The 15,872-nt window shown below is 63.0% G+C and carries 14 protein-coding genes and 3 tRNA genes; 10 read left to right on the forward strand and 7 right to left on the reverse strand.

Going from position 1 to position 15,872, the window contains the following annotated elements; translation table 11 throughout:
- Positions 1-294: 294 nt before the first annotated feature.
- The 3 genes from pepN to U5A58_RS30450 all read left to right on the forward strand — a co-directional run bounded on the left by pepN (position 295) and on the right by U5A58_RS30450 (position 4,400).
- Positions 295-2,985, forward strand: coding sequence for an aminopeptidase N (gene pepN / locus U5A58_RS30440; RefSeq protein WP_321964220.1), 2,691 nt, complete (start codon positions 295-297; stop codon positions 2,983-2,985).
- Positions 2,986-3,240: 255 nt separating this feature from the next.
- Positions 3,241-4,257, forward strand: coding sequence for a class 1 fructose-bisphosphatase (locus tag U5A58_RS30445; RefSeq protein ID WP_321964221.1), 1,017 nt, complete (start codon positions 3,241-3,243; stop codon positions 4,255-4,257).
- 67 nt (positions 4,258-4,324) lie between these two features.
- Positions 4,325-4,400 (forward strand) — tRNA-Thr (locus U5A58_RS30450).
- A gap of 84 nt (positions 4,401-4,484) precedes the next feature.
- Here U5A58_RS30450 and U5A58_RS30455 read toward each other — a convergent pair.
- Both U5A58_RS30455 and U5A58_RS30460 read right to left on the reverse strand, forming a co-directional pair.
- Positions 4,485-6,305: a tetratricopeptide repeat protein gene (locus U5A58_RS30455; RefSeq protein WP_321964222.1), complete on the reverse strand. Its 1,821-nt coding sequence runs from the start codon at positions 6,303-6,305 to the stop codon at positions 4,485-4,487.
- Positions 6,306-6,453: 148 nt separating this feature from the next.
- A complete protein-coding gene (locus U5A58_RS30460) occupies positions 6,454-7,416 on the reverse strand; it encodes a LysR family transcriptional regulator (RefSeq protein WP_321964223.1) in 963 nt (320 codons plus the stop codon).
- A 117-nt stretch (positions 7,417-7,533) separates the two neighbouring features.
- On the opposite strand from U5A58_RS30460, the gene U5A58_RS30465 reads away from it, so the two are divergent.
- The 3 genes from U5A58_RS30465 to U5A58_RS30475 all read left to right on the forward strand — a co-directional run bounded on the left by U5A58_RS30465 (position 7,534) and on the right by U5A58_RS30475 (position 10,221).
- Positions 7,534-8,652: an aldo/keto reductase gene (locus U5A58_RS30465; protein ID WP_321935142.1), complete on the forward strand. Its 1,119-nt coding sequence runs from the start codon at positions 7,534-7,536 to the stop codon at positions 8,650-8,652.
- A gap of 551 nt (positions 8,653-9,203) precedes the next feature.
- Positions 9,204-9,353 (forward strand): hypothetical protein, encoded by a 150-nt coding sequence (locus tag U5A58_RS30470; RefSeq protein ID WP_027795377.1) that lies wholly within the window; start codon positions 9,204-9,206, stop codon positions 9,351-9,353.
- Between the two features lie 277 nt (positions 9,354-9,630).
- On the forward strand, positions 9,631-10,221 hold the full coding sequence (locus U5A58_RS30475; RefSeq protein WP_321964224.1) for a chorismate mutase: 591 nt from the start codon (positions 9,631-9,633) through the stop codon (positions 10,219-10,221).
- Positions 10,222-10,224: 3 nt separating this feature from the next.
- Here the strand turns inward: U5A58_RS30475 and U5A58_RS30480 are convergent, their stop codons facing one another.
- Together U5A58_RS30480 and U5A58_RS30485 are read right to left on the reverse strand one after the other, a co-directional pair.
- Positions 10,225-11,391 carry an exonuclease domain-containing protein gene (locus U5A58_RS30480; RefSeq protein WP_321935140.1) on the reverse strand — a complete coding sequence of 389 codons (1,167 nt, stop codon included), beginning with the start codon at positions 11,389-11,391 and terminating at the stop codon, positions 10,225-10,227.
- Between the two features lie 277 nt (positions 11,392-11,668).
- The gene (locus U5A58_RS30485) at positions 11,669-11,872 is read right to left on the reverse strand and encodes a cold-shock protein (RefSeq protein WP_028205165.1); all 204 of its coding nucleotides are present in this window, start codon (positions 11,870-11,872) and stop codon (positions 11,669-11,671) included.
- A gap of 412 nt (positions 11,873-12,284) precedes the next feature.
- Here U5A58_RS30485 and U5A58_RS30490 point away from each other — a divergent pair, with 412 nt between their 5' ends.
- Positions 12,285-12,485: a hypothetical protein gene (locus tag U5A58_RS30490; protein WP_321964283.1), complete on the forward strand. Its 201-nt coding sequence runs from the start codon at positions 12,285-12,287 to the stop codon at positions 12,483-12,485.
- A 150-nt stretch (positions 12,486-12,635) separates the two neighbouring features.
- Here U5A58_RS30490 and U5A58_RS30495 read toward each other — a convergent pair whose 3' ends face one another.
- Complete coding sequence (locus tag U5A58_RS30495; protein ID WP_321964225.1) at positions 12,636-12,824, reverse strand: hypothetical protein; 189 nt, start codon at positions 12,822-12,824, stop codon at positions 12,636-12,638.
- Between the two features lie 197 nt (positions 12,825-13,021).
- Between U5A58_RS30495 and U5A58_RS30500 the strand changes: the two genes are divergently transcribed.
- Positions 13,022-14,170: a porin gene (locus U5A58_RS30500; protein ID WP_321913883.1), complete on the forward strand. Its 1,149-nt coding sequence runs from the start codon at positions 13,022-13,024 to the stop codon at positions 14,168-14,170.
- A gap of 89 nt (positions 14,171-14,259) precedes the next feature.
- Here U5A58_RS30500 and greB read toward each other — a convergent pair whose 3' ends face one another.
- Positions 14,260-14,823, reverse strand: a complete 564-nt coding sequence (gene greB, locus U5A58_RS30505) for a transcription elongation factor GreB (RefSeq protein ID WP_321964226.1) — start codon at positions 14,821-14,823, stop codon at positions 14,260-14,262.
- 132 nt (positions 14,824-14,955) lie between these two features.
- On the opposite strand from greB, the gene U5A58_RS30510 reads away from it, so the two are divergent.
- Both U5A58_RS30510 and U5A58_RS30515 read left to right on the forward strand, forming a co-directional pair.
- Positions 14,956-15,032 (forward strand) — tRNA-Arg (locus tag U5A58_RS30510).
- A gap of 81 nt (positions 15,033-15,113) precedes the next feature.
- Positions 15,114-15,190, forward strand: a tRNA-Arg gene (locus tag U5A58_RS30515).
- Between the two features lie 89 nt (positions 15,191-15,279).
- On the opposite strand, the gene U5A58_RS30520 is transcribed toward U5A58_RS30515, so the two are convergent.
- Positions 15,280-15,759, reverse strand: a complete 480-nt coding sequence (locus tag U5A58_RS30520; protein WP_321913885.1) for a phage protein NinX family protein — start codon at positions 15,757-15,759, stop codon at positions 15,280-15,282.
- Between the last annotated feature and the right edge of the window lie 113 nt (positions 15,760-15,872).

A 15,872-nucleotide genomic window follows, 5' to 3' on the forward strand; every position in this document is an offset into this window, starting at 1 on the left:
TGTTGGTGCCCTGTCCGGTCCGTGCGCGCTCCATGCCGGTCGTGTCCTGTCTTGTGGCCCGCTTTGTTGTCTGTTGCCGCGCGGCAGGGCCTGATCATACTGACTCGCGGCGCGGCGCGAAAGTTCGCGGACCAAGCCCTGACGGACAAAGCGGCCCGAGCCTTTGTACAATGGGGCGAACCGCCGTGCTCCCGCGACGGCAGGCAGCGCCCAGCGGGCGCCCACGCCGCCGCGGCCGGCCAATCCGATCCACACGATCGATCCACACCGATCCGACACGCCCCTATCCAGACCATGTCCGATACTGCCACGCCCACCGTGATCCGCCGCGAAGACTACGCACCGCCCGCGTTTCTGATCGATACCGTCGACCTCGAATTCGACCTCGCGCCCGAGCGCACGGTCGTCAAGAGCACGTTGCGCGTGCGTCGCAATCCCGACGCGCAACCCACCGGGCATCTCGAACTCATGGGCGAGCAGCTCGAATTCATGGGCGCGGCGATCGACGGCAAACCGTACGCGAACGTGCGCGCACACGAGCACGGCCTCACGGTCGAGAACGTGCCCGAGGCGTTCGAGCTCACGCTCACCGGCGCGTGCGACCCGGCCGCCAACACCACGCTCTCGGGCCTTTACGTGTCGAGCGGCAACTTCTTTACGCAGTGCGAGGCCGAGGGCTTTCGCCGCATCACCTGGTTCCTCGACCGCCCCGACGTGATGTCGACCTACACGGTCACGCTGCGCGCCGACAAAGCCGCCTATCCGGTCCTGCTCTCGAACGGCAACCTGATCGCGCAAGGCGACCTGGCCGACGGCCGTCACTATGCGAAATGGGAAGACCCGTTCCGCAAGCCGAGCTACCTGTTCGCGCTCGTGGCGGGCAAGCTCGTGGCGCTGGAAGAACGCATCCAGAGCCGCTCGGGCAAGGAAAAGCTGCTGCAGGTGTGGGTCGAGCCGCACGATCTCGACAAGACGCGCCACGCCATGGACTCGCTCATCCACTCGATCCACTGGGACGAGCAGCGCTTTGGCCTCGAACTCGATCTCGACCGCTTCATGATCGTCGCCGTGAGCGACTTCAACATGGGCGCGATGGAGAACAAGGGGCTCAACATCTTCAATACGAAGTACGTGCTCGCCAATCCCGAAACGGCCACCGATGTCGACTTCGCGAACATCGAAGCCGTGGTCGGCCACGAGTACTTCCACAACTGGACCGGCAACCGCGTGACCTGCCGCGACTGGTTCCAGCTGAGCCTGAAGGAAGGCCTCACGGTGTTCCGCGACCAGGAATTCTCGGCGGCGATGTCGGGCGGCGACGAAAACGAAGCTGCGCGCGCGACCAAGCGTATCGAGGACGTGCGCGTGCTGCGCCAGATGCAGTTCGCCGAAGACGCGGGTCCGATGGCGCACCCGGTGCGACCGGAAAGCTACGTCGAGATCAACAACTTCTACACGATGACCGTCTACGAGAAAGGCTCGGAAGTCGTGCGGATGTATCAAACGCTGCTCGGTCGCGACGGGTTCCGCAAGGGGATGGACCTGTACTTCCAGCGCCACGACGGCCAGGCCGTGACCTGCGACGACTTCCGCCACGCGATGGCCGACGCCAATAGCCGCGACCTCGCGCAGTTCGAGCGCTGGTACAGCCAGGCGGGCACGCCGCGTGTGAGCGTGACGACGAGCTACGACGAAGGCACGCGCTGCTACAGCGTGACGCTCACGCAGGGCTACGCCAACGGCTCGCCCGCCGCGCGCGAAACGCAAAAGGGCCCGCTGCACATTCCGTTTGCAATTGGCCTGATCGGCCCGGACGGCGCGGACCTGCCGCTGCGCCTCGAAGGCGAAGCCGCCGCGCACGGCACGACGCGCGTGCTGGAGCTGACTGACACGCAGCAGACCTTCACGTTCGCCGATGTGATGGCCAAGCCGCTGCCCTCGCTGCTGCGCAACTTCTCGGCGCCGGTCATCGTCGATTACGACTATGGCAACGACGAACTCGCTTTCCTGCTCGCGCACGACAGCGACGCGTTCAACCGCTGGGAAGCGGGTCAGCGCCTCGCCACGCGCGAACTGCTCGCGCTTGCTGCTCGCGCCGCCGCGGGCCAGCCGCTCGAAATCAACAGCGCGCTCGTCGACGCGTTCCGCCGCGTGCTGACCGACGAATCGCTCTCGCCGTCGTTCCGCGAGCTTGCGCTCATGCTGCCTTCGGAAACCTATCTTGCCGAGCAGATGGCCGAATCCGACCCGGCCGCCGTGCACGCGGCGCGCCAGTTCGTGCGCAAGCAACTGGCAACCGCACTGCAACGCGAATGGCTCGCGGCCTATGAGCGCAATGTCACGCCGGGCGCGTACGAGCCGACGCCCGAGGCGGCCGGACACCGCGGGTTGAAGAACCTTGCGCTGTCCTATCTCTCGGAACTCGACGATGCCGCACAGGCGGTACGCCTCGCCACGGCGCAATACGACGCGGCGAACAACATGACCGATCGTTCGGCGGCGCTTTCCGCGCTGTTGAACGTGCAGGCGGCCGGCGGCGGCGACGTCGCGCGCAAGGCGCTCGAAGACTTCTATGTGCGCTTCGAGAAGGAGCCGCTCGTCATCGACAAATGGTTCGCGTTGCAGGCCACGCAACGGGGCACGGCGCAACGCCCGACCATCGAGACGGTGCGCGCGCTCATGGGTCACCCGGCGTTCAACATCAAGAACCCGAATCGCGCCCGCTCGCTGATCTTCAGCTTCTGCGCGGCGAACCCCGCGCAGTTCCACGCCGCCGACGGCTCGGGCTACGCGTTCTGGGCCGACCAGGTGATCGCGCTCGACGCGCTCAATCCGCAGGTCGCGGCACGCCTCGCCCGCAATCTCGAACTGTGGCGCCGCTTCACGCCCGCGCTGCGTGACGCGATGCGCGCGGCGCTGGAGCGTGTAGCCGCCGAAGCCAAATCGCGCGACGTGCGCGAGATCGTCGAAAAAGCGCTGGCTTGATCAGACGAAACGAGGCGCAACGCGCGGTGCCTGATCCGCACCGCGCGCCAACCCACGAACCGGCCTTAGGCCGGTTTTTTTGCGCATTTTTTTCGCGATTATTTTCAGCGGCGCGACTACACCCGCCACCGGGCGAAAAGCCGCACCAGCAAGCCGGGCCGCGCCCCGGCGCTTTATTTTGCGCGGCTGTGCGGCGGGCGGTCACAGTCGAGCGGGTAGAATTGCGCTATTCCCAAGCGTATCCGGAGTACTGCAATGGCTTTGCAACGTCGCACCACCCTCACCAAGTACCTGATCGAGCAGCAGCGCCAGCACAGCAACCTGCCCGCCGATCTGCGTCTTTTGATCGAAGTCGTCGCGCGCGCGTGCAAGGCGATCAGCTTCAACGTCAGCAAGGGCGCGCTTGGCGACGCGCTCGGCACGGCCGGCAGCGAGAACGTCCAGGGCGAAGTGCAGAAGAACCTCGACATCCTCTCGAACGAGATCCTGCTCGACGCCAACGAATGGGGCGGCAACCTCGCCGCGATGGCCTCGGAGGAAATGGAAACGTTCTTCCCGATCCCGGCCAACTATCCGAAGGGCGAATACCTGCTGGTGTTCGATCCGCTCGACGGCTCGTCGAACATCGACGTGAACGTGTCGATCGGCACGATCTTCTCGGTGCTGCGCTGCCCGGACGGCCAGCAGGCGACCGAAGAATCGTTCCTGCAGCCCGGCACGAAGCAGGTCGCCGCAGGCTACGCCGTGTACGGCCCGCAAACCGTGCTCGTGCTCACCACCGGCAACGGCGTGAACTGCTTCACGCTCGACCGCGAACTGGGCTCGTGGGTGCTCACGCAGAGCAATATGCGCATTCCGGAAGACACGCGCGAATACGCGATCAATGCATCGAACGCACGCCACTGGTATGAGCCGGTGCAGCAGTACATTGGCGAACTCAACGAAGGCAAGGACGGCCCGCGCGGCGAGAACTTCAACATGCGCTGGATCGCCTCGATGGTCGCCGACGTGCACCGTATCCTGAACCGCGGCGGCATCTTCATGTACCCGGCCGACAAGCGCGACCCGTCGAAGCCCGGCAAGCTGCGCCTGATGTACGAAGCGAACCCGATGTCGTTCATTGTCGAGCAGGCGGGCGGCATGGCGACCAACGGCGAGGAGCGCATTCTCGACATCCAGCCGACGAGCCTGCATGAGCGCGTAGCCGTGTTCCTCGGCTCGAAGAACGAGGTCGAACGCGTCACGCGCTATCACCACGAAGCCAAAAAATGAAAAAAGATGAGGAAAGGGCTTGCATAGTTCGCGGCGACTTCCTATAATCTTTCTTCTCTGATGTGACGCCGGAATAGCTCAGACGGTAGAGCAGCGCATTCGTAATGCGAAGGTCGGGGGTTCGATTCCTCTTTCCGGCACCAGGATTCAAGCAAAAAGCCCAGTCTTCGGACTGGGCTTTTTGCTTTGCGCACGCTGTCTGCGTGCGGTGCCGAGCAGCGGCTACGTCACGCTTTCGGCGGCAGCGCATCCAGCGCCTCGCCTACCTCCTCGATTACCTCATCCCATCGCCCCAGTTCGCGCTGCCTGAAAAGTCGCGCCGACGGATACCAGGGACTATCGGTGCGCTGCGTCATCCAGCGCCAGTCCGTGCAGGTCGGCAGCAGGATCCACACCGGCACGCCAGCCGCCCCGGCAAGATGCGCGACCGAGGTGTCGACGGTGATCACAAGATCAAGCGACCGGACGATGGCGAGCGTGTCCACGAAGTTCGCGATCTCCGGCCCGAGCGGCGTGATGTCGATGTCGTGATGCAACGCCTCCAACTCGCTTTGCGCACCGCTCTTCTGCAGCGAAAACCACGACACGCCACGCCGGGCGAGCACAGGCAGCAACGTGTGCAGCGCAAGCGAGCGGTAACGGTCGAATTCGTAGTCGGGGTTCCCAGCCCATACGAGCCCAACTCGGCGTTGGCGCGCGCCACGGTGCGCCCCGCCGGCAACCCGCTCACGCCAATGGCCGACGCACTCAGGCGGCGCGCCCAGATAAGGCATGGCCAGCGGCAGCATGCCCACCGTGAGTTTCATGGACTCTGGAAAGCGGAACATACGGCTCCAGAAGTCATAGGGACCAGGCGGCAATGTGGTCCAGGCCTTGTTCACTCCACGCGCGCATGCCGCGACGTCGCCAATCGCCTTGTCGACCCAGACATCGACCGTCGCGCCGTGGCGCTGCAGCCAGTCGATGTAGCGCAAGGATTGAAGCTGGTCCCCCAATCCCTGCTCGCCGATCAGCAAAAACCGCCGCCCCTTCACGGCTTCACCGGACCACTCCGGAAAGCCAGGACGCACGAGCGTGCTGTTCTGCGGCAAGCGTTCGTGCCAGTGATAGTGCCGCCACCCTCGCTCGAAGTCGCCGTCGCGCAGCATCGTGACGGCGGCGTTGAACTGAACATGTTCGTCGTCGGGAAGCAAGCGCGCCGCCTCTGCAGCGTGATGCCGCATACGCGCATGTTCGCCGAGCATGTTCGATGCGTAGCTCGCATTGTGATGGAGCTTGCCCCGCGTGGCATCGACGGCAAGTCCCTCCCGCGCGACCTGATACGCGTCGTCGAAGCGATGAAGCTCGTTGAGCCGCAAGGCGAGGCTTTCGAGTGCTGCCGCGTCTGCCGTGAATTCGGTGCGCATCTGCGAGATTTGCGCGGTCAGTTCCGCGGGGCGTTCGAGGCGCACGAGGACCGTTAGCAACTCGAGCCCATCTGCTAGCCGCGAGGTCCCCACTGCGCGTGCGCGGCGCAGATATTCCGCAGCCGCTTCCAGGCGTTCGTCTTCGAGATTCAGTCGCGCGAGGCACCGCAATGCGTGATGAAGCGTGGGCGCATAGTCGAGCGCCTTTTCGTAGTGCATGCGCGCTTCCGCGCGGCGCTTCGCCAGCTTGAGCACGTCGGCCAGGTTGCGATGCAAGCTGGCTGTGCCACCGCTGAGCGCTATCGCACGATGGTAGAACGCCTCGGCGGCGACGTGCTCGTTCGCCATCGCCGCGAGCAAGCCGCGATGCTCCCAGAGCTCGGCGCGTTCGGGCGCCACGCCGATTGCGCGTTCCAGATGGTCGCGCGCGAGGTCGCGTTGTCCGTCGCGAAAATACGAGAGCGCCAGACGATGCAACACATGCGCGTTGCGTGGCTCGTGCGCGAGCAGTTCCTGATACGCGAGTACCGCGTCGCGCGTTCTGCCCGAGTCGAAGTGCTGGTTTGCGAGCGCAAGCGCCGCCTTCGTGCGCGCTTGCTCGTCCGAGGCTTCGGCCGGCGTGGTGGCAGGGTCGCTCATCATAGGATCGCGCCGGCAATGTGGCGCGCGGCTCGGTTACGTTGCTATCTGAAAAAAGGGGAGCGCCGTTCGGCGTCATGAGCCTCACGTGCGAATCTTTTAAAGATAAGCGCGATCTTCACGCGACCGAATCAGACGTATCTGAAAACGGCTACGCGAATCCAGGCTCCTCACGCTTCTCGCGCAGGAAGTCGATGAACGCACGCAGTTTGGGCGGCAACTGGGCGCGCCCGGCCGTATACAAATAGAAGCCGGGAAACGATGCGCCCCACGACTCGAGCACCGGCACGAGCCGGCCTTCGTCCAGTGGCGAGCGCACGTAGTCTTCGATCACGTGCAGGAGGCCCACGCCCTGCTCCGCGGCGCGCACCATCGTGCGCAGATCGTTGGTCACGAAGCGGCCCTCGGTGACCACGTCGAATACGCGCCGGGGATCGTCCGGCCGCGCGAACTCCCAGCGGTAGACGCCCCCCGTCGCGAAGCGATAGTGCAGGCAATCATGCGCAGCCAGATCCTCGGGGGTAACCGGGCGCGCGTGGCGTTCGAAGTATTGCGGCGAGCCCACCACGACGATGCGTATCGGCCCGCCGATCGGCACCGCCATCATGCCAGGCGCCACTGATTCGCCCAGGCGAATGCCCGCATCGAAGCCCTCGCCCACCAGATCGGCAAAGCCATCTTCGAGCGCGAGTTCGAGCTTGATCTGCGGATAGCGCGTCATGAACTCCGCGAGATGCGGCATGACGAGCAATTCGCTCGCCACGCGCGGCAGGTTGATGCGTAGCGTGCCGGCCGGCGCGTCGCGCGAGGCGTCGAGCGCATCGAACGCCGCTTCGATCTGAGTGAGCGCGGGCTGCACGCGCGCCAGAAACTGCGCGCCCGCCTCGGTCAGCGCGACGCGGCGCGTCGTGCGATTGAAGAGCCGCACGCCCAGTTGCACTTCGAGCGCACGCACGGCCTGGGATAGCGCCGAAGTCGAGAAGCCCGCGGCTAACGCCGCACGCGTGAAGCTGCCGTGCCGTGCGACGGCAGCCACGGCGAGCAGAGCGGGCAAGCGTCCCGCCAGCCCGGACGCGGCGCTCGGCACTGACGCCGGATCGGAAAGCGGGCCCATGCCGACTCCGTTGTGAAGATCAGCTTCACAGTTATTTCACGTGAACCCGATTTTTCCACAAAAAGGAAAGGCGCAAGATGAGTTCGCGTTCGCCACCCATCCTTTAAGGACACCGCCATGAAACTCGATAGCTACACCCTGCTCGGCCGCTCAGGCCTGCGTGTCAGCCCCATCGCCCTCGGCACGATGACGTTCGGCACCGAATGGGGCTGGGGCGCCGACGAAGCTTGCGCACAGCGGCTCTTCGACCTCTATGTCGACGCGGGCGGCAACTTCATCGACACCGCCGACCTCTACACGGAGGGCACCAGCGAAACCTGGGTGGGGCGCTTCGCGGCGGCGCGCGGTCTGCGTGAGCGGCTCGTCATCGCCACCAAGTATTCCTACAACGCGGAATCGGGCAACCCGAACGCCGGCGGCAACCATCGCAAGAACCTGCTGAGAGCGCTCGACGGCTCGCTCAAGCGGCTCGGCACCGACTACATCGATCTCTACTACCTGCACACATGGGACCGCATGACGCCCGCCGACGAGGTAATGCGCGCCATGGACGACGCTGTGCGCGCGGGCAAGATCCGTTACGTGGGTCTCTCCGACGTGCCCGCCTGGTACGCAGGCCGCGCGCAGACGCTGGCCGATTGGCGCGGCTTCGAGCCGGTGGCGGCCATGCAGCTCGAATATTCGCTGATCGAGCGCAACGCGGAGCACGAATTCGCCGATGTGGCGACGCAACTCGGCATGGGGCTCGTGCCGTGGAGTCCGCTCGGGATGGGCGTGCTGTCGGGAAAATATCGGCCGTCACAGGCTGGCGAAGGTGTGAGCGGTGCGGGCCGCCTGCAGACGGTGGGCGCGAAGCCGCCGCCCGGCTTCGACAAGCTCTCCGCGCGCAACTTCGCGATCGTGGCAGAACTCGAGCGCGTCGCGCACGAGGCCAACCGGCCCATGGCGCAGGTGGCGTTGAACTGGCTGTATCAAAAGCGCGGCGTGGCGAGCATCATCGTCGGCGCAACCAAAGCTGCGCAACTCGAAGAGTCGCTCGGCTCGCTCGACTTCACGCTCGCCCCCGAACTGGTCGCGCGCCTTGACGCCGCCTCCGAACCCGCACATCCGTTTCCGTACTACATGTTCGCGGACGGCCACCAGTCACGCATTCATGGCCAGGTGGACGTACGCGCGACGCCCGCGAACCACGCTCACGTGCAACGCGTGCCGGCCCCGGCGAACGAACAAACGTAACGAATTATCGGAGTGCATCAATACGCCGCGCTGGAATGCGCGGCGATTTACGTACGTTCGGTCATTAAGTCGCGGCCAAATGACACGGATCAAAGTATTAATCGCCCGATCGGATAGAAACGGACACTTACATAGTTTTAATTCTTATTAACGTTTCGACGTCAACGGCTAAGCATAATCGTCCGTTGTAGATGAACGATGGTGCACGTTGATCCGGCGGGACTCGCCCCTCGCTTGCGGCGCCGCGCAACACAGGCGCGGCAGGCAGCCCGAGCGAGCGCGGGTCTCAGAGCCGGGGGAAGTGCGATTGAGGCGTTGTGCGACCGCAGCAGCCGGTGTGCGCGAGATTCGGCGAATCGAGAACCGAACCCGATTCACGCAGCATGTGCGAGTGTGAAGGACATCTCAACAATTATATTCCCGCGCCGTTAATCATTTGCATCGCTGTGCGAAGAAAGCAACACGCGTGCGAGAAAAGCACTGTTACCGTAAGCGGGACTAGCGCAGTAGAAGTGCCGAGCCGGATAATCGGCTTACATAGGAGAAAGATCATGGACGCCAAACCGCCAAGGATTCCGACCCCGGACCAAGTCTTCAGCCCGGATCCGGAACCGGTGGCCGTTGAGTTTCTCGGCGACGAATTGCCTGCTCACGTGCGGGCTTTTCTGGACGAGCAACGCAAGGCACACGAACAGAAGTGACGGGGAAACGCACACGTTCGCGCTCGCGTGGGGAACGCGCGCAGTAGACGTTCGTGTGCAGATCGACACGCGTAGTACGGGGACGCGCGTGTCATGCTGCGCGCGCGGTTTTGCGCCGTCGCGCGCTGAAGCGATTCGCGTTCGACACGCTCGTTCGAGCGCGCGCGTTCATGCGGCCATCGCGATTCGACTTCTGCGCCCTTCTGCGCTATTAGACGCAAGCGCACCGTAACCGGCTATGCTTCGGTTTTTATTGCCGGCGTCTTTCTTCCTCTCGATGACATTGCTGACCCGCGCAAGTGCGCGTTGTGCTGCCGCGCTGCTCTTCGCCCTGCCGATCGCATCCGCCCACGCCGACGGTGACGACACCGCCCTGACCAACCTCGTCGCGCTTGTTTCGCAGCGGCTGGCGCTCGCCGAGCCGGTTGCACACTGGAAATGGCAACATCACAAGCCGATCACCGATACGCCCCGTGAAGACGCCTTGCTCGCCGACGTGCAAAAGCGCGCCACGGCGGCCGGCGTCGACCCCGCGTTCGCGCGTGCGTTCTTCCGCGATCAGATCGATGCCAGCACGCAAATGCAGAAGTCGCTGTTCGACACGTGGCGTGCCTCGCAGGCGCCCAGCGACCCGGCGCCCGATCTCGCTACGGCCACGCGGCCCCAACTCGACAGACTCACCGGGCAATTGATCGGCGCGCTTGCTCGCGTGCAGTCAATGCGCGGCGCACCGGATTGCCCGGCGCGCGTCGCACGTACAGTTGCGAACTGGAAAGCGCTCACCCGCTACGACTCCGCGCGCACGAATGCGATGAATCAGGCGCTGGAGCATGTGTGCGAATCGGGTGGCGTGGGCGGCGTCGCCTAAGGCTCAGGCCGCGCTCGTGAGGCCGTCGGCCTCGGTTGGCTGCAGCACCTGCACACGCAGGCCGCGTTCGAAGTGCGTCTGCAGAATGCGCCAAGTCGAAAGCTCGAACACCCGCTCGGCGCCGTGGTCCACCAACGCCTCAGCCTCGGTCGTGCTCTGAAAGGCACCCATATAGCACCAGCGGTCGATCAGGTGATAAACGTCGCCGCCATTCGTCGAGTCCTGCTCCAGCACGACCACTGCGCCGTCGAACGGCCAGGGCGCCGCCCCAAGGTCGGCGGGATCGCGCTTCGATACACGCGGCACGCGATTGAACGAGGGCTTGAGCGCTGCGATCCATTGCGCTTCGACAAGGAGCGCACCAAGCTCGCCGCCTGTTGCACGCCACTCCACCCGGCGCACCTGCTGCGCCATTCGCTGTTCGCGGGAAGAGCGCCGCTCCCCCGAAAGATGCGCGCGCACGCGCTGGCGCACCCGCACGCTGCGGCCCACGTAGAGCGGCACGTCGTCCTCGCCGTAAAACGCATACACGCCATGACCTGCCGGCGCGGTATCGATGAGGTCGTCGGTGATGTCGCCGGCCAGCACGTGACGGCGCGTCGTGCGCTCGATCTGCGCCGCCAGCGCCTCCCCCGGCACCAGCGCCGGCAGGCGCTGCCAGAACTGCCAGAGGAGATCGGCGTCGGCGAGTGCGCGATGGCGATCCGATGGCACGAGTGCATGGCGCTCGACCAGCGCGTCGAGCCCGTGGCGCTTCTCACCCGGGAAGAGCGCCCGCGACAGGCGCACGGTGCACAGTACATCGGGGTTGAAGGAATAGCCCGCACGCTCGAATTCCGCACGCAGGAAGCCGCGGTCGAAGGCCGCGTTGTGCGCCACGAAGAGCTTGCCGGCGAGTCGCCCGTGCAGTTGCGCGGCAATGTCGGCGAAGCGCGGCGCGCCGCGCACCATCTGGTCCGTAATACCGGTGAGCTGCTGGATAAAGGGCGGGATGGGCTGACCGGGATCGACGAGGGTGCTCCATCGTGTCACCTGCCCTTGCGCCACCTCCACCACGCCAACTTCAGTAATCCGGTGCTCGCCTACCGAACCACCGGTCGTCTCGAGGTCTACGAAGACGATGGGAAGGTCGCCGGCGGGCTGTGCGGCGTTCAAGGAGGACTCAAGCATGGTGAAACGACAGGGGAAATGGAAAACGGCCCAAGTATGCACCGTTTGGACGCCACGCGCCGACGGTTCCGACAGCGCAAGTGCAACTTTGGGTATTTAGTGAAAACCCGAATCAGGAAAATTGCGAGATCCCAGGGTTTTCCCGATTAAATGTGTTTAAAAAAAGCGGCTACTAATATTGCTCGAATATCAATATGCCAAAAATAAAAAAGCCCCGGGTTTGCCCGGGGCCTGATGTTGCATGAGCGCTCGCGCGGCGAGCACTCGCACGCTGCACTTACAGCGGCTGGATGTTCGCGGCCTGCTTGCCCTTCGGACCGACCTTGACGTCGAACGACACACGCTGGTTCTCCTTCAACGACTTGAAGCCGTCGGCGCGGATTTCCGAGAAGTGCGCGAACAGATCGTCGCCGCCGGCGTCAGACGTGATGAAGCCAAAGCCCTTCGCATCATTGAACCATTTGACGATACCGGTTTCCATGTTTCCGTTTCCCTCGAGATTTTAATGGCGCGGGCAATAACCCTCACGCCGTATCCAGCCAATTCCCGCCGTCCCGCTTCAGCGAATTCCGCGTTTGAAATTGCAGCGGAACGAAAATCAGCTTTGCCGTTATACGGGGAACGCCAATCGCCAGTCAAGCGAATTTTTTATAACAGCTTTCCCGATTCAACGATAAAAGCGGTACGCATCAAAAAGCCGACAAAAAATCGTATGCGATCCGAATCAATATATAAGAACGCGTCATTTTTACGCGATTATCTTGATCACGTCATTTCTACCGGGAAGTTTTCCCGAAGTGTAACAATTCGTGTCAAACGTAAGTGTTTCTCCCGGTTGTTCGAGTAATACATTCAATTCATGATCCATATTGTTAGCGGCATCGGAGGTCATCATGCTGACAACTCTGCGGCGATTGATTCATTGGCTCGTACAGACGGACGGGATTGCACCAACGGCCGAAGAAGCCGAAACCTATGGCGCATGGCACGGGGACCACTGGCACAACCTGCTGTGTTCCCCTATGGACGCAAGGCACTACGTAATGGAAGACTGGAGCCTGCAGCCTGAGCCGCCGCAAGCGGGCACCCAGTAAGCGGTGCGCGTAGCGCGTGGCCTGAAGACGGGCAAAAAAAAGCGCGGCTGAAAAGGCCGCGCCGACAAAGGTTTGGAGATCTTTTTCGTCAACGAAAAAGTCTGCTTCGGAAAGCAGCGATTGAAGTATAGCCGGACCCACGTCTGACGATTAAGCATACGGCGCACAATCATCTGTTACGCCAGACGCAATAATCAGTTCAGATTGATTTAAACCGTTTTCCGCAATCAATTGTTGTAGCGATCGCACAACGCTCGCGCGGTTGACAGTTTCACCCTCCTCCCGGGAAATCCGCTCAAAGCCTTTACCAGCAGGGCTTAAGGCGAGCGCGATAATCATTTCCGATAGCGCAATACTTTATTGCGGAATTCGGAATACCCCCTCTCCGAGCACCCTCTCTACACTCTGCCTGTCTGGAAACCGACTGGCACGGATTAATTCGTACCACGCGAACTTTGCCTCTCGCTGCGCTTCGCATGGGCGGTTTCCCAAACAGGGTTCAACGAAACCCACCTCTGTTCTCGGAGTTTACAAAGATGAAAAAGACTCTCATGGTCGCCGCCCTGACGGGCGTTTTTGCAACGGCTGCACACGCGCAAAGCAGCGTTACGCTGTACGGCCTGATCGACGCAGGCATCACCTACGCAAACAACTCCGGCGGCCACAGCCTCTGGAAGGCATCGAGCGGCACGGTCAACGGCAGCCGTTGGGGCCTGCGCGGTTCTGAAGATCTCGGTGGCGGTCTGCACGCGATCTTCACGTTGGAGAACGGCTTCAACATCATGAACGGTAACTCCGGCCAGTCGAGCCGCATGTTCGGCCGTCAAGCGTTTGTCGGTCTGGCAAGCGACCAGTACGGTGCCGTCACCCTCGGTCGTCAGTACGACTCCGTGGTCGACTACCTCGCACCGCTGTCGAACACGGGCACGCAATACGGCGGCACGATCGCTGCGCACCCGTTCGATAACGACAACCTGAACAACTCGATCCGTTTCAACAACACGGTCAAGTACTCGAGCGTCAACTACGCTGGCTTCAAGTTCGGCGGCACGTACTCGTTCTCGAACAGCACCGAATTCGCGAACAACCGCGCATACAGCGTCGGCGCATCGTACAACTGGGGCGGCCTGAACGTTGCGGCTGGCTACCTGCACCTGAACAACGACGTCAACAACCTGCAAAACCTCGCCAGCAACTCGGGCGCGCAAACGGGTGAGTGGACGTTCGCTGCAGGCCGTCAAAGCACGTTCGGCGGCGGCATCAACTACACGTTCGGCCCGGCAACGGCTGGCTTCGTGTACACGCAAACGCAACTGGGCAACGCAGTCGCCATCTCGGGCACGCAAGCTGGCCGGTCGAGCAACATCGGCCTCGGCGGCAACAGCGCCCGCTTCCAGAACTTCGAAGGCAATGTCCGTTACGCTCTGACCCCGGCACTGAGCCTGGCTGGCGCGTACACGTACACCCGCGCGAACTTCGGCGGCGGCGAGAACCCGAACTACAACACGGTCGCACTGCAGTCGGACTACGCACTGTCGAAGCGCACCGACGTCTACCTGCAAGGCGACTGGCAGCACGTGTCGTCGAACCCGCAAGGTATCGGCGCTTACCTGAACGGTCTGGGTTCGGCTTCGACCCGTCAAGACCAGGTCGCTGTGACGGTTGGTATGCGTCACCGCTTCTAAGCGGCACGCTGCTGGCCGCTTCGGCCAGCACTGCAGCAAAAAAGGCACCCTCGGGTGCCTTTTTTTATTTGCGCTGCGAAAGCTCGAATTCAGGCGCGCGGCGGCGGATAGCGCACGTCCAGCACGTCGATCGGCTCCGGCCCCGCCGGCGTGTACAGCGTCACCTGATCGCCGATCTTCGCCTTCAGGAGCGCCCGCGCGATAGGCGAAATCCAGCTCACGTGGCCCTGATCGAGATCGACCTCGTCGATACCGACAATCGTGATCGTATGCGCCTCGCCGTCCTCGGTGCCGTACTCGACGGTCGCCCCGAAGAACACCTGGTCCACACTCTCCTGGCGGCTACTGTCCACGACTTCGGCCAGATCCAGCCGCTTCGTGAGAAAGCGGATGCGGCGGTCGATCTCCCGCAACCGGCGCTTGCCGTAGATGTAGTCGCCGTTTTCGGAACGGTCGCCGTTCGAGGCGGCCCACGAGACGAGCTTGACCACTTCAGGCCGATCCTCGTCTATCAGGCGCAGCAACTCGCTGCGCATGCGCTCATAGCCGGCGGGCGTAATGTAGTTCTTCGTGCCGGCGGGAATCTCGGGGTGACCGGCTTCGAGATCGTCGTCGTCGTAGTCGGTCGATTCTTTGACAAAGGCCTTGTTCATGATGGGATCACTACGTACGTGTACTGGCTCACTCAACTCACTACTGCCAGCGTACACGAACCTCGCCCCAAGACAAATCGCGATAAGGGTCTTCCCTTTTTTCGAACCCCTGCTATAATCTCACTTCTGCGTGCGGCTGTAGCTCAGTTGGATAGAGTACTTGGCTACGAACCAAGGGGTCGTGGGTTCGAATCCTGCCAGCCGCGCCACTTATTCGAAATGTTCCCTGTCAATTTGATCTTGGAACACTTTCAAGCAGTATCGTGTTGTAAGTAGTATCGTTTTAGCGTGCGGCTGTAGCTCAGTTGGATAGAGTACTTGGCTACGAACCAAGGGGTCGTGGGTTCGAATCCTGCCAGCCGCGCCACCATTCGAAGGGCCTTTCCGAACGGAAAGGCCCTTTGTCTTTTCAGCAGCAGAATCGGGTATGTCTGCTGTCTCGCGCGATGCACGCCCCTAGCGCGGCGGCGTACCGATGTCGCCGATTTGCGCGTCGGGTCGCGGCAGGTCCTCCACGTCGCCAATCGCGGTGGGCTCCGCCACGGGCTCCATGCCCATGCCCAGCAATGCCTGGGGCTGTCGCAGCATCTCCCCTACCGTCTCACCAAAGCGGCTTGCGACGAACGCCCGCAGCAACGCCTCACGCGTGGTTTCTCCGTGGGCTTTCACGGCGCCCGCCCCACTCTCGAACTCCGCCACACAGGAAGCCGGCTCGCCTTCGCGAAGCTCCACGCGCTTTGCGCGATCCAGCACCACGCCGGCCGCCTCCCACGAATCGGTCGGCATGAAGCGGCCATCCCATGGACGCCCGCGGTCGTTGCCGCGCACGGCGACTGTCTCGCCACTGTCGGTGAAATAGATTTCGCGTACGAAGTCCGGCAGACTGCGCGCCACCCAATAATCGAGCGCGAGGCCGGTCAGTTCAGCTACGTTCATTTCGAGTCCCTCGTTTCGGGTCGAAGGAAGATGGCGGCATGACCGGCAAGCCCGGCCAGGTTGCCGCAGCGATGCGGCATGAGATAACGGTAGATTACCGCGCGAGGCGCTCG

Origin of the sequence: Paraburkholderia sp. J7, from assembly GCF_905220155.1 — a bacterium.
Lineage (GTDB): Bacteria > Pseudomonadota > Gammaproteobacteria > Burkholderiales > Burkholderiaceae > Paraburkholderia.